The organism is Nonlabens ulvanivorans, assembly GCF_000732625.1.
GTDB lineage: Bacteria > Bacteroidota > Bacteroidia > Flavobacteriales > Flavobacteriaceae > Nonlabens > Nonlabens ulvanivorans.
Map to the genome: position 1 here is coordinate 452,796 of NZ_JPJI01000026.1, position 18,879 is coordinate 471,674.

Consider the following 18,879-nt stretch of genomic DNA (forward strand, 5'->3'; position numbering starts at 1 on the left):
AATGATCTTCAAATCCTTATTATTAGGAATAACGATAGTGAGTTTTTCCATTTATTTTAAATAATGTTCTTTATAGATTCCGGGAACCTTGAATCTATTCATTGCATAATTGTAAAACCTTTTTCTGAAAAGAATTTTTTTAAAAAATTCAAATTTTAACCAATAGCTAAATTTCTTTTGAGATAATTTTTTATAAACAGACCATTCAACTAAAGATGGCGTGTTACTTTCTAAAGCCTCCAATTCCGTATCCATCCATGATTCCCAGGTGTTACCCAAGTGATAGGCATGGTTTTTAAAACAGGATAGTCTATATCCATCGTTTTTAATAGTAGGTAAGTCTAAATAAACACCTTCAGAGTTTCCACTCAATAAAAATTCTGACGGCACTTGTGGTGCAAATAACAAAGCTTCTCTTTTATAAGTAGTGCAGAAGTGACTGCAACCTACAATTGCTTGGGATGTTCCGTCAGATATAGTAAGTATGGTGTTTTTTTGCTCATCATTAAGATAAGACCATCCTATACTATTAGCAAACTTCTCTAATCCTTCAGGATCACCTGGCGTCTTAAATTTAACTCTACCAGTCCATAAATTTTCCAACCAAATATTACTCGTAAATTGATTGAAAGTTTTAAAAACAGGCACTGGAGAAACTGCCGTTGCTCGAGGGAAATTTTTAAAAACGGCAGCTACTTCTAGATCCCAATTTTTTAAAAACATCACATCACCATCTGTTATGGTAACGTAGGGTTCATCGCTAGCACCTATCACTCGACGTAAACTATTTACTTTTCCTAATTGTTCTGTTTCAAGAAGTAATTCATCAATAAGTCCTTCATTTTGCAGACCGAGTAACTTCTCATGAATGGATGGTGAGCAGCCATTTGCAATAACACTTATAGGTGTACCAGCGCTAGTAGTTTTTCTTAAACTTAAAACACAGGCTTTAAATATCTTAAAAGAATCTTTATAATAATCTTCTTCATGCGGAATGTATAAAGGAACGATAACTCTATGTTGCGCTTTATTTCCTTCATACTTTTTATCATGGGTATTACTACGTCCTATGCGCATAAGAGCTTATTTTTTAAGATGCTCCATTAATTTAACGATTCCATTTTCTAGTGTTATTAATTTTCTATTTAAAATAGCTTTCATTTTTGAATTATCAGGCTGTCTGCGCGTCATATCACCTTCTTCTAGTGCAGGTAAGTGTATGATTTGCGAGTTGCTACCAGTGACTTTCAGAATAACATCTACGAGTTCTTTAATATTATAAACTAAATCACTTCCTATATTGAACACCTCGTTTTTTAAGGAATCATCACTAAAAATGCGATAACTAGCCTCAATATTATCATCTATATAACAAAAAGTTCTCGATTGTAATCCATCTCCATAGATCGTGATATCTTCATTATGAAGCGCTTGATGAAGTAATTTAGGAATCACAAAATCCTTACTTTGTTGTGGACCATAGGTGTTGAAAAATCTAAAAATAGTATAGTCTAATCCATATTCCTGATGATAGGATCTAAAATATGCCTCACCTAAATTCTTAACTACTGCATAGGGCAACTTAGAATTTAAAGGTGTTTCATCTTCAATTTGGGGTAAGCTCACTGGCTCTCCATAAACCTCACTACTCGACGAGTATGCTACTTTTTGCACTCCTGTATTTTTACTTAATCGTAATATATTTTTAATCCCATCGATATCTTCTAAAACTTTAATAGGATTATCAAGAGTGCGTTGAACTCCTACCATAGCAGCATAATGAAAGACATAATCAAATTTATGAGATAACATTACCTCTGCAAGTTCTTCATATATATTAACATCTAATTTTATAAAAGTAAAGTTGTTGTCCTCAGGTAATTTTGAAATACTCCCAGTACTCAAATTATCTACACCTACTACTTGATGTCCTTTTTTTAAAAGGTAATGAGCAAGAGCACTTCCTACATTTCCAGCTACTCCGGTGATTAATGTTTTATTCATATTTACAAATATACTTTAATATGGTTTTAACCTAATTATAAATCAACTTTGATGACTGGAGAATAGAACCAATCTGTTCAAGAATCCAAGCCTATATTTAATTAGCAAAAGGGCAATTTTAAATTTTCTGTGTAACATGGACATAGTACCCCATTTTTTATGAAATTCTATAAGCCCAGCAGTCATTTTAGTATTTTGGATTTTCCAAAAATGCTTATTTTCGATGATTTCGGGTGGAATAGTATCAAATAAGTGACCATTTATTTCTTTTAGTTCTTCTAGATTTTCGATCATTTTAACCTGTTGCTTTTCCCTATGCTCCACAAAGGAATTCAGTACCACAGCATGTCTTATATTAAACTTAAGTAGTTCTAGAACAAAGTCATTATCTGCAAAATAAAACTGAAATCTTTCATCAAATTTCTTCAAGCGTTTCATCGATTGATTTTCAATTACAAAACACCATCCTTTAAAAAATTTTTGAATTTCATAACCTTCTATAAAACTCAAATTACTTTTATCAAACATCCATAGTTTATCATCCTTAGGATCTACTGGTGAACCAGCATTTAAACCGTTTTTTTCTAAAACGTTTTTAATGTTTTCAAACCAGTTTTCATGAAAAATCACATCGTTATTGCTGAAACAAACATATTCACCTCTTGCTTTTACAAACCCTTGATTCAATGCTTTGTGAAAGTTAAAATCTTTAAAGTCATAAGCTATAACAATACCTCGTTTACCAATGATATTTTCTGATTGAAAAAGATCTCCACTTTCAACTACAATGACTTCATAATCATTATGTGAAATACTACTGGATAAAGAACTTACCGCATCCACGAGTAGCTCAGCAGAAGCTGAATCTGTAATATTTGATAAAATCACAACCGATAACTGCATGGATACTTAATTTAAGAGACGCTTTAAGGCATCGGTCATTCTCATTTCGTCAGACCTTAGTTTGAGCCTTCCTTTATCTCCATCTATATAAAGATTAGGTAAATGGTGAATAAGATTTTCTTCAAAATCAGTAATACAAATTACTTTCTTCATTCCGCCATAGCGATATAAATCTGTATTCACTTTACATTTCACACTATAACTACTCGCTCTAGTTACTTGAATTCCTGTGAGTTTTTTGAACTTGATGACGACCTTAGAAACCAATGACGGTTTCTCATCCACTAAAGTTGTAAAATCAATAGCCTGACCCAATTTTTCAAGTTGATCCTTCGTAATTATAAAAGTAGCCTGATGCAAATTTGAAAAATGAGCAAAGAGTTTGCCTCCATGTTCTTCGACAGAATTAAAATCCCAGTCAAAATCTAAATGATACGCAGGATAATAGCGCCCTAAATCATTAAATTCATACTGAATCAATCCAGCGATGCGATTTTTAGGCAAGATATTAGAATACTTGATATGATTATCTAAGTGATGCTCTTTAAATAAGTGATCATTTTCTCCATAAAGAAACAATTCATAATCATTTCTATATTTCCAAATGACAGATCTACAGGTTAATGGTAATAGCTGATAATCTTCTAATTTTACAACATTCACCTCATCTATTCCTTCTATATCGAGCGGTATGTTAGATTGTACCACGATATATACTTCATACTTCTTAAAGCTTTTTAGTTCCTCAACAACCTCTTTTAAGTAAGACAACTGCTCTTCACCAAAATTTACTAAGACACTCAATACCTTCATCATGATTGTAATTTCTTAAAATCTAACAACTTTAATAAATTTTCACCTTTCTTAAAAAAGAAAAAACTGAATATACTTAATATTCCTACTATCAAAAACCTAGAGGAATAAAAATACTTCAGATTATAAAAATATAAATCTAGAGCTTCACTTATCCATCCAAATCTTTGCTTCTTCTTAAACTCGTCCTTGAAATATTTCTGAAAGTACAATTTAAGTCGATCCGTAAAAATTTCATGAAATTCACTGTAATATAATTTTCTTGCTAGCACATAACTAGATTCTCTTATTCTCAACTTATGGTCTGCATAAGAAATAGAATCTTCATGCATTCTAGAATGATAAAGCAAAGAATCTGCAAATGCATGAACAGGACTATGTAATAGTGCTCTAGATATAAAATCCCATTCTTGAGCCGCTTGAAGCTTTATATTAAAACTCATACCATGTAAACTCAAGAAGGCTTTACTCCACATCACAGAACCGGTTAAGATGGTTAATTGTCTAGTGACGTAGTTTTCCCATAATTCTTTATGATAGCAAGGTTTTTCCCGAGTAAAATAGTGGTCATTTTTCTCAAAAAAATCCATTTTACATACACTGAAATCAGCGTTACTATTTACTATATTATGTAATTGTTTTTCTAGATAAGTAGAAACCATCAAATCGTCACTATCAAAAAAGACAAGGTAATCACCACTAGATTTAGCCATCCCAATATTTCTACAAACGTTTGCCCCTTTCTCTTCAAGCTCTGGACGTTTTAATAAAACAAACCTTTGATCTTTTTCTATAAAAGATTTTATCACTTCTATTGTTTGATCTGTACTACCATCATCTACAAGAATACATTCCCAATTTAGGTAGGTTTGATTCTTAATACTATGTAAGGTTTCAACGATAAGCGCTTCCCTATTAAAAACAGGGATGATAATACTCACTAAATATGTGGTGTTCTGATTTCTCATAGCTCATCCCTTACAAGGCCGTTTAAAAGATTCTTTTTTAATGAAAATCCCTTATTCAACTTGATAAAAATAAAGAGGTATGCACAATATTGTATTGCAAATAAAAACCCTTTTATGCTTATTAACTTAGCAATCATAAAACTAAACTCATTGGTAACATGAGAGTTGACAAGGTAATTTTCTGCCATTTGGAGAATAATACTATCTAAAGATTCCTGATTCACTTCACTTTCACTTAACTCTACATAAGTTTCTTTGAACAGTTCAGATTTCTGTTTTACTAATTTCTTTGAATCTTTATTTAATTTAGAACGTATAGATGAATCATGCATCCTTCTCAGTGTTGTGATTTTATCTAAAACTACCGCTTTGCAGGTCTTCAACGTTAATTTTGAAAACAAATTAAACTCTTGGCCTGATTTAAGATTCTCATTAAACCTTAAGTTTTCAAAGAGAAAAGACTTCCCTAAAAAATCGGGAGTAAGCCAGTTGATATGTTGACTCACATAATTATAGTTTGTTATTCCAAAAGAATCAAATCGATAATACTTGTCATAACTCACGATAATATCTGAAACATTTGGGTGTTGAAAGCCATGAGTTTTAGATATTACATAGTCGTAATCTCCACTCTCCAGTAATGCCAACTTATCTTCTAACATAGAAGGAATCATAATATCATCACTATCAAAAAACTGTATGTAGTCGCCAGTGGCATGACTTAAACCCATATTTCTACAAGATGGCGCTCCCTTTTGCACCTCTTGAGGCCTTTGAATGAATTGAAACCTCTTATCTGTTGCTATAAAATTTTGAATGGCATTTTGACTACCATCAGTACTACCATCATCAACTATGACGCATTCCCAGTTTTGATAAGACTGTTGAGTAATAGAACCCAATGTATCTTTCACTAGATCCACTCTATTAAAAACAGGTATGATTATACTGATCATTATTTATTTTCTTAGAATAGAATTATTTAATGTTCCCAGTGAGATTATTGAAGGCCTCAAAAAGTCAATGATGAAATTTTGAAAGTAATAATCCTTTTTAAAAAACCATTTCTTAAAACAACGAGGCAACTCTTTAAAGATTGATATTACAAACACTTTTATCAAATCAAATATATTCTTATCATTTGTCTTTAATACGGCGCTATCTCGATACTCTGTATAAATTCTTTTTAAATGCCATCCTAAAGCAAGCTTAGAAGAATGAACAATATGATCCATTTTCAATTCTGGATCAAAACCTATGACAAAACCTTTTTCTCTTATGCGATACTGCAATTCACTTTCTTCACCATATCTCATGACAGTTCCTGTCATTCCATAGTCCAATTTAAACCCGTCTAAAAGCTCGAGGAGATCACGTTTTACATTAAAAATACCACCAGAAAGCGTATTCTTTTCAATAACACCTATATCATCTCGTATCAATTTTTTAGTTCCAAAATCATTAGAGATCCACCGTGGCTTTTCATCTTCGTAATACCCATAATACATTCCTCCAAAGCAATCAAAATCATAGTTCTCTATTACATAAATCAATCGCTTTAGATAATTATCATGCGGTATTCCATCATCATCGAGATAAGCGATCCATGTGGCACTGGACTGTTGCCATGCTGTGTTACGCGCAACTGACAATCCTTGCTTTTCTTCAAAAATATATTTGAGAAAAGAATATTCTTTTTGTAAACTTTCAACTAAACCTTTAGTAGTGTCTTTTGAATTATTATCAATAACAACCACCTCAACATCATCTCGATTTACCTGCGGTAATAAAGCATCCAGGCACTTTTTTAAAAGCTTCACACGGCTATAGGTACAGATGGCAATGGTTAGCATATTCGAAGCGGGTTATTTAAATAACTCCTAACAAGTCTCTTAAAATTATAATTATTCTTTAACAACAAAGTCTCAGGCCAGTAAAAAGAGCAGTATAACAGTGCACATAGACTAATTTCAATACGACCACTGAAGATGTTTTTTTTAATTTTTTCAATCAAAACTTTGGTGCAACTAGTTTTTGTTAACCCTATTACTTTTTCAAACTCACTAATTTCTTCAATGGCTAAATTCAAAAATTTAATTACTTTATAACCACTCAGTTTTGATGATTTACGATCAGTCAAATGTAAATTAACCAATAAATCCACCGTGGTTTCTGAAAACATATTATTATTTAAATTACCATAAGACATTGTCAAAGCTTTGGAATACTGTTGAAACTTTGTCGTGTTTCTGTTAATATTTTCAGTTAAACTTGATTCGTGTTTTCTAAAAAAATAAAGTTGTTCATTACAATGTGAAAATTTAAAGTTTAAACTTGCTCTGAGCCAAAAGTCATAATCTTCTACCAGAAACAAATTCTCATCATAACCGTTTAGAGATTTGAAAACTTCTCGTTTATAAAGGAATGAGGCCTGTATAGGATTTCCTAATAAAAGATTATCTAAGCTGGATAATTTTCTGGTTCCAGTAATTACTTCTTCCTTATCAATAATTTGAAAGTCAGAATAAACAATATCAGAACGTGTAGAGTTTAAATGATAGCGCATTCTTTCGAGAAAATTAATGTCAAAAATATTATCATGAGATATCCATGTCATCAATTCACCTTTTGCCATCTGATGGCCTACATTCAAACTCTTTGGTAGTTTTTGGTTTGTTTTATTATTTACAATAAGTATTCGTGGATCTTTTTTAGAGTACTCTTCAATTAATTCAAGTGTAGAATCTGTAGAACAATCGTTAACTACTATCAATTCCCAGTTTTCGTAAGATTGTTTTATACAACTCTCAATACATTCACGAACGTACTTTTGACCATTATATACAGGAAGAATTATTGATATTAAATTGTTTAGATGCCTCATTAACTAGTTACAGTTTGCCTTAATTATCTTTTGATTTTATTAATAATTCTTTGTGAAAATGAAAAAAACTTCAATCTTAAAAACAAAAGCAAATTTGGCCTTGCAGCTCCAATATTTTCTAAAGCTCCAATTTCTTTTTGCCCAACAATCTCAAAACTAAATTTCTCTTTATGAATTCCTCTTAGTCTTATGGCATCTGATTTAACATCAATTTCGTTAGCTGTAAGTGCTTGATTTATTAATTTAGCTAAATCTTTTGGCGACTCAAAATTATCAACTAAAAAAACATTTTTAAACTCACGAGGTAAAATATCACTCATAGGTTTTTTATTACTAGTGACGATTTTAGAACCTGCTGCTGCGGCTTCAATAAAAACAACACCAAAACCCTCATTTCTACTTGGAACACAGAATACTTCACATGAATTATACAAATTATTAAGTTCATGATTTGGTATAAACTGTTTTAGAACTAAGCGTTTTTCAACACCATATTCTTCTGCGATTTCTTGGTAAACACTGTCATCACCTCTTCCTATTGCAATCAAATTAACGTCTTTTGGCAGGAAAGTCAGCGCCTTTATAACATTGTCTAAATTTTTTTGATTTGTCTTTTTACCAATATGTAAAATATTTCTACCTTTTGGTAAAACTATTGAGTTATGAGAATTACCTTCTAAAGGCTTGAAAGTAGAATAATCAATTCTATTGCCTATCACGGTAATTTTATTCTTCTTAACTCCTTTTACAATCAAAATATCCTTTAAGACATCACTAACAGCTAGAATCCTATCAGCATATTTAATACTATCGTGAATAAAACTATCTCTATCATCATGTATACTTACAACAACAGGATATTTAAGAAGTCTTGCGTGAATAGCGAATGTGCAACTATGATATGAACCATATACTCTTACAAACAGAGGATTAATTCTTTTTAAATGCTTTTGAAACTCTACATAAGTTTTTGTTGGAATTACTTTTAAGTCTTCCCAAACAAATTCTTCATCCTCAAATGGTGACAGAATAATTACTTCATCAAAGTAATTATTAGGGTTATAGATTCTTTTAACTACTCCAGAAGTACCCTTTCTATCATAAGCTTTTACGGGATCTGTTGGTACAACTACTATAGTTTTATTCATTGAAACAAATTTTATTCTACTTAATTCAACTCCAACTAGACTTTAAAATAACATCTCCTTGACCATGTAAAAGATCTTCACCTGTTTTAAAGTAATCGTTGTTCAATATGGTGAGCTTTCCAGCAAACTCAATTATTTCAAAGTTTTGTCGAGGAGTTTTAGTTCCTACTGCTAATAGAACATCATAATCTCCTTGCTTAATGTTTACATTTAAGATAGTGCTTTTCAATGTTGAATTAGGCTCTATAAGTTTATTAAATGAACCGTCTTGATGAGTACCTACCGATAGAACTCGTCTTTCATTACTATCAGAAAAAGCAAGAAAGCAATAATTCAAATCTATATTTAATTTAAAATCATGAAAATCCACCTCAACATTAATATCATCGCCAATATAAAATGTATCATTCTCGACATTATTCTTAAAAAACTTTAAGCTATTAATAATATCACTTTTAATCCCTTTAGTCTTCTCTTTTTTATTGTCGGCCATATATAAATTCACAGCTTTTTCAGTTTTACCTTCAAAAGAAACAGAACCATTTTTAAGTAAAATAGCCTTAGTGCATAATTGTCTTATCGATGTCATGTTATGACTCACAAAAAGCACTGTACGACCACCAGAACTAGAAATATCTTGCATTTTCCCTATGGCCTTTTTTTGAAACTCGGCATCACCTACTGCGAGTACTTCATCTACTACAAGAATATCGGGCTCTAAAAATGCGGCTACGGCAAATCCTAATCGCACGCGCATCCCACTGGAGTATCTTTTTACAGGCGTGTCTATATACATTTGACAACCAGAGAACTCAACGATTTCATCAATCTTACTTGCTATTTCGCTTTTAGTCATTCCCAGGATAGCACCATTGAGAAAAATGTTTTCTCTACCGGTAAGTTCTGGATGCATACCAGTTCCTACTTCTAATAAACTTGCGATGCGTCCTCGAGTTTTTATAGATCCTGTGGTAGGACTCGTGACTCGCGATAAAATTTTGAGTAAGGTCGATTTACCAGCACCATTTTTACCTATGATTCCTAATATCTCACCACGTTTTACCTCAAAGTTGATGTCTCTTAATGCCCATACATAGTCAGAACTAGCTGTGGCACTGCGATCGTTAACAGCTCCTATTTTTAAATAAGGATCCTCTTTTCCTCGTACTTTATGCCAGAAACGGTTTAAATCATGTCCTAATGTACCTGTCCCTACAGTTCCTAGACGGTACTGCTTAGAAATATTCTCTGCTTTTAAAATGATATCATCATCGATCATAAGTCAGTAGCTTTAAAAGGACATACTTTCATTAAGTTAGTTTGAATTTCTTGAATCATTTCAGCTTGTGGTAATCGTTGCTCGTGTTGCTTCACCTTTTCTATTCCCATTTCTATGCTATGCAATTCACTTATAAATTCTGGATCATATGGTTCTAGACCTACAGACGTTAAATAATCATGGTACTTTACACCATCACCATAAATGCGGTCAGAAAACTGTACTTGCACTGCAGGAATTTGATATGCATGCGCTACTATAATACCGTGTAGTGAAGAAGATAAAATACGCTCACAAGAAATAATCTCGCTAGTCGTTTGCTCTACATCATTGGTCTTAAAGTTAATGATTTTTACCGCATCATTATCCTTAAACCACTCCTGAACCAGTTCATAATCATTAATATGTGGTACGATTCCTAATTGGTATTCTTTTTCTACTATAGGGTTATAATGCAGCGGTAAGAGCAATGCAGGATCACCATAAACGGCTGGACAATCGTAGCCCAGTTCTTGTATACGCTTTCGCGAAAGCGGACCTCTAACCGCCAAAAATGTTGCGCCAGCTATTTGAGCGTCTCTAGAAATAATACCACTACCCCAAACGGTACAATGCGTACCTATATGCTCTAAAATACTACCTATGGTCACGTATAATGGTTTCCAGAAGTTTTGAAGGTGAAACTTGTGAGCTCGTTGCCAGATTACTTTTTTGTGAGATATTTTCTCCACAAGGTATTTCCCCAACAGATCACCATAGTTTTCATAATCCTTTTTCTGGATTAAAACCTCACTCCACCAGTATAAACGTATCGATTTGCTCATTATACAGTATCTATAAAGGTTTTTTCTGTTTTATTAAAAACAATCAATCCTATAAAAAACAGTACCAATCCTAATCCTAGACCTACATAAATTCCAGTCCAGTGAATCTCTAGATTATCAAACCATAAACTGCGGTAACTCTCAATAATATGCGCTAGTGGATTCCACTCTACTGCCCAATAATATTCTCCTAATTTATCTCGAGCAGCTTCCATAGAATACATCACGGCACTTAAATACATTAATAGATTTAAGCCAAATCCTATAAGGATGGTTAGATCTCTATACTTAGTAGTAAAGGCAGATAGAATCATACCTATTCCCATCGCCATAAGTATGACAATAAATATGACTAGTATGATCAAAGGTAAAAACACCGATGGCTGTATCGCAACATCTTTGTAAAACACATAATAACAATAAAAAATAACTAGGATTAAAATCTGTATTCCAAATTTAAAAAGTCCCGATAGCACCTTAGACGCCGGCGCTATAAAGCGTGGAAAATATACCTTACCAAAGAGCCCTGCATTTGATTTAAAGGTATTACTAGTCGCATTAAGTGCTTCTTTAAAATAACTCCATAGCGTTAAACCGGTTAAGTTGAATAAAAAATTAGGAATGATTCCATTATCTATTCCTGCCACTTCATTAAATACGAGTGTAAAAACAACACTAGTAAAAAGCGGTTGTATTAAAAACCATAATGGTCCTAGAATGGTTTGTTTATAAACCGTAATAATATCGCGTTTAATAAATAGCACAAGCAAATCTCTATAACGCCAGATCTCTTTGAGATTAAGGTCGATTAACTTGCCCTTAGGCTTGATTTCATACAGCCATTCTTGTTGATTACTCATAGTTTGTTGTAATTCCACTTTCGCGAAAGCGATACCTTTAAATTATCCAGGTTTAAAAATGCCCTTGATTATTTTTTTGATTCTTGCAATAAAACCATCTTTCAGATCATTTTCATGATATCCATTCCCATAAGCTCCATAACCATAGCCATAACCGTAGCCATAGCCATAGCCATAGCCATATTTACCGCGTTCATTGAAATAGTTAAAGACAAAACTTAGGTTTTTAATTTCCTTACGGTCGTATTTTTCATTAACTACATCCAGCATTCCTTTTTTAGTATATCCTTGACGGACCATATATAGGGAAGCATCTGCATGTTTTGCGATTTCCATTGCGTCTGCCACTAGACCTAATGGTGGTGTATCAAGAATCACATAATCATAATCCATTTTGAACTGTTCAATCATTTCTCCAGCACGCTTGGACATAATTAATTCGCTTGGATTAGGTGGTACTGGACCAGACAAGACTATATCTAAGTTCTCCATACCTGCGGATCTTATAATCTCATTAAGCGAACAATCATTTACTAAATAATTAGAAACTCCTAAATCATTATCAATACCGAAATCATCGAAGATTTTAGGCTTTCTTAAATCCATACCAACTAATAAAGTACGTTTACCGCTTAATGCAAATACTGTTGCAAGATTGATACTTGTAAAAGTTTTTCCTTCTCCACTCACGCTACTGGTTACCATAATCGTACGTGAACCGTGTAGTGATTCTTGATCATATATAAAATGTAAACTGGAGCGTATTCCCCTAAAGGACTCTGCAATGGTAGACTTAGGTTTATCCTTCACAATTAAATTAGTAGGATGTTCCATTTTCCCTACTACACCTATTAATGGTATTTTAGATAATTTTTCAATATCCTTAGGAGAATGAATATAAAAATCAAGTATGGTTAAAACAAAAGCCATACTGAGAGGTATTGAAAAACCAACTAGTAGAGCCATTAAATAATTAATGTTTGAATCGCGACGAGTTCCACCACCACCGGTATCTTTTGCGTCATCGATAACGTACACATCAGACACGTTTGCAGCTTTAACCAGTTCTGCTTCCGCTTTTTTAGCCATAAACAGATTGTAAGTATTTTGATTCACATCAAATTGCCTTTGAATTTTTAAAAACTCTTGTTGTTCTTTAGGTAGCTTTTTAATTTGAGATTCCACTTTTCCTATTTGACCATAAAGTGTATTAAGCTCTTTATTTAATAGTGATTTAGAACTGATGATATTCTCAAATATTACATCTTTAACGGCGTTAATTTTCCTGTCTATTTGTTGAAAAACTGGAGCATCTGCTCTCATCGCAAACTCTCTTCTTTTGCGTTCTTCTGATAAGGATATCAATCGACCTACTGCTCCAGATATACTTCCTTCTTCAATACCTACTACTGATGGAGCTTGTATAATAGTATAGTCTGTTCTGTTTTGTAAATATTGATTTAGGTTATCGTAGTAATTCAATTTATTTTGAATACCACGTTTTTGAATTTCAAATTCTGTTAATTTTTGATTGAAGTCAGTATTCTGAGCAGTAGCGTCCAGTATTTGGGACTTGTCTCTAAAATCTTCTAAGTCTTGCTCGGACTTTTTAAGAGCCGCCACTTGAACTACAAGTGAACTATCAATGTATTTAATCGTACTAACAGCAAATTTATTTTTACGCTGCAACTCGCCACGTTCTAAAATAACAGAACTCGTATTAATATAGTCGATTAATCTTTGCTTATTGCCACCAGACATACTCAATAACAAAATAGACGAACCGTCAGGCTGCTGTCTAATCGATATACCTTTATATCTATTTACTGTACCCCAATAATTACCAAAATTGAACAACCATTCTCCTGTTTTAATAGACTCGGTACGTTTATCAATGACCACATTTAGAAAAGGTAATTGAATAGAGTCTCCAAATTTGAATTGTTGTTTCCAATCTCCTTCGGGCACAGTGACTACTTGACTTTTTTTCAAACCGTAATGATAACCTGAGGCTGTAGTACTAGAGAAATTACTAGAAAGCTCAAATCGTTCTTGATCTAACACTTTAATTCTAATATTTTTTCCGGATAATTGCGCTTTGCTGCTATCAGCATAAATATAGAATGGTGTTTTTTTATAAGCATCAGTATTATAATAATCACCTTCTTTTATATAATTAATATAAAACTGCAACTCGTCAACAACTTGTTCTGCATGTGTACGAGACTTGAACTGTACTATCGCAGTAGTTACCTTATCTGTAGTTCCACCCCAATTAAATGTAAGACTCTGACTACTCGTAAATAATGGATTTGAATTATCCTTAATACTAATTAAAGAGCTAGCTCTATAAACAGTCTGAATGAACTGATTTTTATAATGAGCATATCCAAGACCTATCCCAATACATAAAATAAACAACCACCATAACTTGATTAGCTTACTAAAGAACTGTCGTATATCAAATATTCCCGATAAGGAATTAATTTCTTTTTCTTCTTCCATCTTACAAACGAGTAAATAATAACACTGTAGTAACAAGTGTAGTCAACACTGATACTATAGTAGTAAAGGATGCAAGACCTGTAGTTCCTGTACCTAAAGATTTTTGCGGTAATGGATCTACTACAATCATATCATTGGGCTGTATATAATAGTATGGTGAATAGATAACATCTAATTGCGTTAAGTCTAAATGGTGCACTTTTACACCATCAGGATACTGCCTTACTATACGAACATTAGTTAAATCACCGGTTATTGGAACTCCACCACTGTTTGCTATGGCCTCGACTATGGTAACTTGATCTCTGTAAATGGTCTGTTCTCCTTTACCACTTACTTCACCTGCCATCACATAACGTAAACCTCCTAGACGTACCGTGACAAATAAATCTGCGTTCGGTTTGAAATATTCAGCTAGTAAGCGTTTTTCAATTAATTCTCTCAACTCTTCCAGAGTTAACCCTATAGCTTTAATCTCATCTAATTTTGGGACACGTATATCACCATGTTGATTTATGGTATAACCAGAAAAATAAAGTCCTCCAGCCGAATTTGAAGTAGTCGCATTATTTGATGTTCCAACATTAAACATAGAAACTAACTCTGGATCATAAGGTGCCTTTATTTGAATGCTTAAAACATCATTAATTTGTAATCTATAAGGTGGCTGTACTTTTTGAATGGTAATAAGAGAGTCATTTTTTACAGTTGGAGACTCTTGTAAATAGGTTATATTACGTGTAGGGACGCAAGAACTTACCATTAAAACCAAACCTATAATTAATAAACCTAATACGGTACGCATAAATCTTCTCGGAATAAGCTGTAAATATAAAATTATCTATTTAAAATGCCTATAAACACCATGCTATTATCATTACAGTTCTATGAACAACATTCCATGATTATTTTTATTTGAGCCATAAGTAAAAACGACTCTCCAATTTTTATATAAAATTGATCCAATAACCCATAGAAAACCAGCAATCTTAAATATCAAACCCCTCAAAAAAACACGTATTATTGCAATCCATTAAAACATAGGATTTCATGAACTATATATCTGTTGAAAATGTCTCTCGTAGCTTTGGAGAACGCGTGTTGTTTGACAATATCTCACTTGGGATTAATGAAGGTCAGAAAATAGGTTTTGTAGCAAAAAACGGTTTCGGTAAAACATCGCTACTTGATATCATTATAGGGAAAGAAATGCCTAATACTGGATCAGTAAACCGTCGTAATGATTTACGTATGGCATTCTTACTACAAGAACCAGATTTAGATCCCAATGCCACGATAGAAGAAATCATCTTAGATTCTGACATTCCTATTATAAAGATCATAGCAAATTATGAAAAGGCTCTTCAAAATATGGAAGATGCAGATAAGTATCAAGCAGCCTTTGACGCCATGGACTCTTCAAATGCTTGGGATTTTGAAACTAAATACAAACAGATACTTTCTAAATTAAAACTAGATGATCTTTCTCAAAAAGTAGAAAATCTAAGTGGTGGACAAAAAAAGCGAATCGCTATGGCTATAGCTTTACTATCAGATCCACAGCTATTAATCATGGACGAACCTACTAACCACTTAGATCTTGAAATGATCGAATGGCTAGAAGAGTATTTCAAGCAAGAAAACTACACCATTCTTATGGTGACACACGATCGTTATTTCTTAGATCGTGTTTGTAACGAAATTATAGAGCTGGATAATGGGAAACTTTATACCTATAAAGGGAATTATTCTTATTATGTAGAGAAAAAAGAAGAACGTTTAGAAATTGAACAAACTACACAAGAAAAAGCGCAGCAACTTTATAAAAAAGAGTTACAGTGGATGCGCCGCCAGCCTAAAGCACGTACAACAAAATCTAAATCGCGTATTGATGACTTTTACCAAATAAAAGAAGCTGCCCACAATCGTCGTAAAGATCATAAAGTAGAATTAGAAATTAACATGGAGCGTTTAGGCACTAAAGTGGTTGAACTTCATAAAATATCTAAATCCTTCCCTGGTAAAAAGCTTATCGATAATTTCTCGTACAACTTTATTAAAGGAGAACGAGTAGGAATTATAGGGAAAAATGGAACTGGTAAATCGACATTCCTGAATATGATCACTGGGAATCTACTACCAGACTCTGGTAAAGTAGTGAAAGGTGAAACAGTAAAAATAGGCTACTATACTCAAGGTGGAATAGACATCAAGCCTGGCCAAAAGGTCATTGATGTGATTAAAGAATACGGTGAATACATTCCTCTTAATAAAGGAAAAATCATTAGTGCAAGTCAGCTGTTAGAACGATTTATGTTTGACAGTAAAAAGAAACATGACTTTGTAGAAAAACTAAGTGGTGGTGAACGCAAACGACTTTACTTATGTACAGTACTCATTCAAAACCCTAATTTTCTAATTCTTGATGAACCGACTAATGATCTAGATATCCCTACTTTAAATATCTTAGAAAACTTTTTAATGGATTTCCCTGGTTGTCTAATGGTGGTAAGTCACGACCGTTATTTTATGGATAAAATTGTAGATCATCTATTTGTTTTCAATCAGTCCGGAACCATCACAGATTTCCCTGGGAACTATAGTGATTTCCGTGCTTATGTAGGAAACACTGATCTCGCACTAGACAAGGATGATAGTGCTCAAGGCGAAAAAACAGTTGCTAAACAACCTGCCGTTAAAGCCGCTACTACGAGCACAGGTCCTACTCGTGAACAGCAAAAAGAACTTTCCCGATTAGAAAACAGCATTAAAAAACTAGAAGAACAACGTGTGAAACTTCAGGAGTCTTTTCTAGACACTTCTCTTACACCAGAAGAACTAGCAGCTAATTCTATAAAACTAGATCAGGTAAAAGCAGACTTAGAAGAAAGAGAAATGGAATGGTTAGAACTTACGGAGTCGATTGGATAGTATTTTTATAAAATTAAAATTGGATTCAAATACTACTTTTAAATAAACAGAAAATAGTAACGCAGAAATAGTTTCCTCTTGCTACACCAACTCAAGAACTATATAAAACACAGCATTAAATCCTTTCATTTACATGGGATTCACTCGCCGTTTGTGTTTACACTCGAGAAAAAGTGCTTAAGAGATAAAGCCGTTTATGAGCAATATGATGTTATGAGACGCTTCCGCGAAAGCGTGAAAAATAACAACACCATTTTACACATAGAAGACTATGGAGCTGGAAGCAAAATCTTTAAAACTGATGAACGTCGTGTGAGCGATATTCTGAAATACAATTCCAGTGATAGAAAATCTGCCGAAATGTTATTCCGGTTGTGTAACTATTTTAAAGTAAACAATGTTCTAGAACTTGGCACTTCCATAGGTATAGCAACACATGCTATGGCTTTATCAGGTGCTCATATAACCACAATTGAAGGTAGTCCTGAAGTTCAAAAATTTGCACAATCGCAATTTGAAAAATTTAGCCTTGATAAGGTAAAAAGTGTTTGCAGTAAGTTTGATGAATTTCTTATAAATCAATTAGGTACAACATATGACCTGATTTACATTGATGGACATCACGATGGAATGGCTACCATAGACTATTTTAATGCTTGTCTAAAACTATCTCACAAAGACACTATTTTTATACTGGACGACATATACTGGTCGCGAGATATGACAGATGCATGGAGTCAACTATGTCAACATGTAAACGTCACCGCTAGTATAGACCTATATGATGTAGGACTCTTATTTTTAAGAAAAGAACAATTAAAAGAACGTTTTTACATCAAGTTGTAACGTTATCAGAATTTGAACGTCCTATGAGAAAGGCTAATAATTCCATACTTTTAACCTATGAGTGATAATGTAATAGATGTGCGTGGTATCGTGCGTAATTTTAAACTGGGACAAGAAGTTGTCAAGGTGCTTAAAGGAATAGATCTCGAGATTAAACGTGGTGATTATGTCGCACTTATGGGACCTTCAGGTTCTGGAAAATCAACTTTAATGAATTTACTAGGCTGTCTAGACACTCCTACAGCTGGTTCTTATAAATTAAATGGCACAGACGTTTCAAGCTTAAGCGATGATCAACTAGCAGATATTAGAAACACAGAAATAGGTTTTGTATTTCAAACTTTCAATCTTTTACCTCGCACAACAGCATTAGATAATGTCGCATTACCTATGGTTTATGCCGGTAAGTCTAAGAAAGAACGTAATGCACGCGCCACTGAAGTACTTGAAAGTGTAGGATTAGGCGATCGTATGGATCACCAGCCTAATCAATTATCTGGTGGACAGCGACAGCGTGTTGCCGTAGGTAGAGCTTTAGTTAATAATCCATCGATTATTCTAGCAGATGAACCTACAGGAAATCTAGATTCTAAAACAGGTGTTGAAATTATGGCTCTTTTTGACAAGATTCATGCCGATGGAAATACAGTGATTCTAGTAACGCATGAAGAGGAAATTGCAGAGCATGCTCATAGAGTCATAAGACTACGTGATGGCGTTATTGAAACAGACATTAGAAATAAAGAATGGAAGGATTAAGCGACTACCAAGACTGGCTGTATATAGGTGCTGTTATCATTGCCTTTTTTGTATTCCTATTATGGAATCGCAAAACACATGGCCGCTCTAGAACAAAAAATAGACGCAGCTTTAAAGCCCGACTAGAAGATCGTAAAAAAGAACAACAGAAATAG

18 protein-coding genes are annotated in these 18,879 nt (G+C 33.3%); 4 read left to right on the forward strand and 14 right to left on the reverse strand.

The genetic code is table 11. The features are described 5' to 3' along the window. Positions 1-51: 51 nt before the first annotated feature. The 14 genes from IL45_RS05910 to IL45_RS05975 are packed head-to-tail and all read right to left on the reverse strand — an operon-like array spanning position 52 to position 14,993. On the reverse strand, positions 52-1,077 hold the full coding sequence (locus IL45_RS05910) for a glycosyltransferase family 2 protein (protein WP_036581454.1): 1,026 nt from the start codon (positions 1,075-1,077) through the stop codon (positions 52-54). A gap of 6 nt (positions 1,078-1,083) precedes the next feature. Next, complete coding sequence (locus tag IL45_RS05915) at positions 1,084-2,004, reverse strand: NAD-dependent epimerase/dehydratase family protein (RefSeq protein WP_036581456.1); 921 nt, start codon at positions 2,002-2,004, stop codon at positions 1,084-1,086. Between the two features lie 42 nt (positions 2,005-2,046). Next, positions 2,047-2,907 carry a glycosyltransferase family 2 protein gene (locus tag IL45_RS05920; RefSeq protein WP_036581459.1) on the reverse strand — a complete coding sequence of 287 codons (861 nt, stop codon included), beginning with the start codon at positions 2,905-2,907 and terminating at the stop codon, positions 2,047-2,049. A 6-nt stretch (positions 2,908-2,913) separates the two neighbouring features. Beyond that, positions 2,914-3,723, reverse strand: a complete 810-nt coding sequence (locus IL45_RS05925; RefSeq protein WP_146128664.1) for a hypothetical protein — start codon at positions 3,721-3,723, stop codon at positions 2,914-2,916. Further along, the gene (locus IL45_RS14740; RefSeq protein WP_051788668.1) at positions 3,720-4,688 is read right to left on the reverse strand and encodes a glycosyltransferase family 2 protein; all 969 of its coding nucleotides are present in this window, start codon (positions 4,686-4,688) and stop codon (positions 3,720-3,722) included. Before IL45_RS14740 ends, IL45_RS05925 begins: the two co-directional genes overlap by 4 nt. Beyond that, positions 4,685-5,644 carry a glycosyltransferase family 2 protein gene (locus tag IL45_RS14745; RefSeq protein WP_051788669.1) on the reverse strand — a complete coding sequence of 320 codons (960 nt, stop codon included), beginning with the start codon at positions 5,642-5,644 and terminating at the stop codon, positions 4,685-4,687. The genes IL45_RS14740 and IL45_RS14745 overlap by 4 nt, the downstream gene beginning before the upstream one ends. A gap of 3 nt (positions 5,645-5,647) precedes the next feature. Then, positions 5,648-6,541, reverse strand: a complete 894-nt coding sequence (locus IL45_RS14750; protein ID WP_051788670.1) for a glycosyltransferase family 2 protein — start codon at positions 6,539-6,541, stop codon at positions 5,648-5,650. Further along, positions 6,535-7,572, reverse strand: a complete 1,038-nt coding sequence (locus IL45_RS14755; protein WP_081866547.1) for a glycosyltransferase family 2 protein — start codon at positions 7,570-7,572, stop codon at positions 6,535-6,537. Before IL45_RS14755 ends, IL45_RS14750 begins: the two co-directional genes overlap by 7 nt. 23 nt (positions 7,573-7,595) lie before the next feature. Next, positions 7,596-8,720 carry a glycosyltransferase family 4 protein gene (locus IL45_RS05950; protein ID WP_036581464.1) on the reverse strand — a complete coding sequence of 375 codons (1,125 nt, stop codon included), beginning with the start codon at positions 8,718-8,720 and terminating at the stop codon, positions 7,596-7,598. A gap of 25 nt (positions 8,721-8,745) precedes the next feature. Further along, positions 8,746-9,999, reverse strand: coding sequence for an ABC transporter ATP-binding protein (locus IL45_RS05955; RefSeq protein WP_036581467.1), 1,254 nt, complete (start codon positions 9,997-9,999; stop codon positions 8,746-8,748). Next, positions 9,996-10,823, reverse strand: a complete 828-nt coding sequence (locus tag IL45_RS05960) for a polysaccharide pyruvyl transferase family protein (RefSeq protein ID WP_036581469.1) — start codon at positions 10,821-10,823, stop codon at positions 9,996-9,998. Before IL45_RS05960 ends, IL45_RS05955 begins: the two co-directional genes overlap by 4 nt. Next, a complete protein-coding gene (locus IL45_RS05965; RefSeq protein ID WP_036582100.1) occupies positions 10,823-11,683 on the reverse strand; it encodes an ABC transporter permease in 861 nt (286 codons plus the stop codon). The genes IL45_RS05960 and IL45_RS05965 overlap by 1 nt, the downstream gene beginning before the upstream one ends. A 42-nt stretch (positions 11,684-11,725) precedes the next feature. Next, positions 11,726-14,188 (reverse strand): exopolysaccharide transport family protein, encoded by a 2,463-nt coding sequence (locus tag IL45_RS05970; RefSeq protein ID WP_036581472.1) that lies wholly within the window; start codon positions 14,186-14,188, stop codon positions 11,726-11,728. Position 14,189: 1 nt separating this feature from the next. Beyond that, positions 14,190-14,993, reverse strand: coding sequence for a polysaccharide biosynthesis/export family protein (locus IL45_RS05975; RefSeq protein WP_036581474.1), 804 nt, complete (start codon positions 14,991-14,993; stop codon positions 14,190-14,192). A 245-nt stretch (positions 14,994-15,238) separates the two neighbouring features. Here IL45_RS05975 and IL45_RS05980 point away from each other — a divergent pair, with 245 nt between their 5' ends. The 4 genes from IL45_RS05980 to IL45_RS15125 all read left to right on the forward strand — a co-directional run bounded on the left by IL45_RS05980 (position 15,239) and on the right by IL45_RS15125 (position 18,879). Continuing rightward, entirely contained in the window at positions 15,239-17,119 is a 1,881-nt protein-coding gene (locus tag IL45_RS05980) for an ABC-F family ATP-binding cassette domain-containing protein (RefSeq protein ID WP_036581476.1), read from the forward strand. A gap of 78 nt (positions 17,120-17,197) precedes the next feature. Then, entirely contained in the window at positions 17,198-17,965 is a 768-nt protein-coding gene (locus IL45_RS05985) for an O-methyltransferase (protein ID WP_036581479.1), read from the forward strand. Positions 17,966-18,022: 57 nt separating this feature from the next. Beyond that, positions 18,023-18,724 carry an ABC transporter ATP-binding protein gene (locus IL45_RS05990; protein WP_036581482.1) on the forward strand — a complete coding sequence of 234 codons (702 nt, stop codon included), beginning with the start codon at positions 18,023-18,025 and terminating at the stop codon, positions 18,722-18,724. After that, the gene (locus IL45_RS15125; protein ID WP_160165392.1) at positions 18,712-18,879 is read left to right on the forward strand and encodes a hypothetical protein; all 168 of its coding nucleotides are present in this window, start codon (positions 18,712-18,714) and stop codon (positions 18,877-18,879) included. The genes IL45_RS05990 and IL45_RS15125 overlap by 13 nt, the downstream gene beginning before the upstream one ends.

Excerpts from the sequence above, each read along its gene's own strand:
- IL45_RS05980 (WP_036581476.1), top strand. The coding sequence starts at position 15,239 with ATGAACTATATATCTGTTGAAAATGTCTCTCGTAGCTTTGGAGAACGC.
- IL45_RS14755 (WP_081866547.1), bottom strand. The coding sequence starts at position 7,572 with ATGAGGCATCTAAACAATTTAATATCAATAATTCTTCCTGTATATAAT.
- IL45_RS05965 (WP_036582100.1), bottom strand. The coding sequence starts at position 11,683 with ATGAGTAATCAACAAGAATGGCTGTATGAAATCAAGCCTAAGGGCAAG.
- IL45_RS14750 (WP_051788670.1), bottom strand. The coding sequence starts at position 6,541 with ATGCTAACCATTGCCATCTGTACCTATAGCCGTGTGAAGCTTTTAAAA.
- IL45_RS14745 (WP_051788669.1), bottom strand. The coding sequence starts at position 5,644 with ATGATCAGTATAATCATACCTGTTTTTAATAGAGTGGATCTAGTGAAA.
- IL45_RS05960 (WP_036581469.1), bottom strand. The coding sequence starts at position 10,823 with ATGAGCAAATCGATACGTTTATACTGGTGGAGTGAGGTTTTAATCCAG.
- IL45_RS05990 (WP_036581482.1), top strand. The coding sequence starts at position 18,023 with ATGAGTGATAATGTAATAGATGTGCGTGGTATCGTGCGTAATTTTAAA.
- IL45_RS05955 (WP_036581467.1), bottom strand. The coding sequence starts at position 9,999 with ATGATCGATGATGATATCATTTTAAAAGCAGAGAATATTTCTAAGCAG.
- IL45_RS05975 (WP_036581474.1), bottom strand. The coding sequence starts at position 14,993 with ATGCGTACCGTATTAGGTTTATTAATTATAGGTTTGGTTTTAATGGTA.
- IL45_RS05925 (WP_146128664.1), bottom strand. The coding sequence starts at position 3,723 with ATGATGAAGGTATTGAGTGTCTTAGTAAATTTTGGTGAAGAGCAGTTG.
- IL45_RS05950 (WP_036581464.1), bottom strand. The coding sequence starts at position 8,720 with ATGAATAAAACTATAGTAGTTGTACCAACAGATCCCGTAAAAGCTTAT.
- IL45_RS05915 (WP_036581456.1), bottom strand. The coding sequence starts at position 2,004 with ATGAATAAAACATTAATCACCGGAGTAGCTGGAAATGTAGGAAGTGCT.
- IL45_RS05970 (WP_036581472.1), bottom strand. The coding sequence starts at position 14,188 with ATGGAAGAAGAAAAAGAAATTAATTCCTTATCGGGAATATTTGATATA.
- IL45_RS14740 (WP_051788668.1), bottom strand. The coding sequence starts at position 4,688 with ATGAGAAATCAGAACACCACATATTTAGTGAGTATTATCATCCCTGTT.
- IL45_RS15125 (WP_160165392.1), top strand. The coding sequence starts at position 18,712 with ATGGAAGGATTAAGCGACTACCAAGACTGGCTGTATATAGGTGCTGTT.
- IL45_RS05910 (WP_036581454.1), bottom strand. The coding sequence starts at position 1,077 with ATGCGCATAGGACGTAGTAATACCCATGATAAAAAGTATGAAGGAAAT.
- IL45_RS05920 (WP_036581459.1), bottom strand. The coding sequence starts at position 2,907 with ATGCAGTTATCGGTTGTGATTTTATCAAATATTACAGATTCAGCTTCT.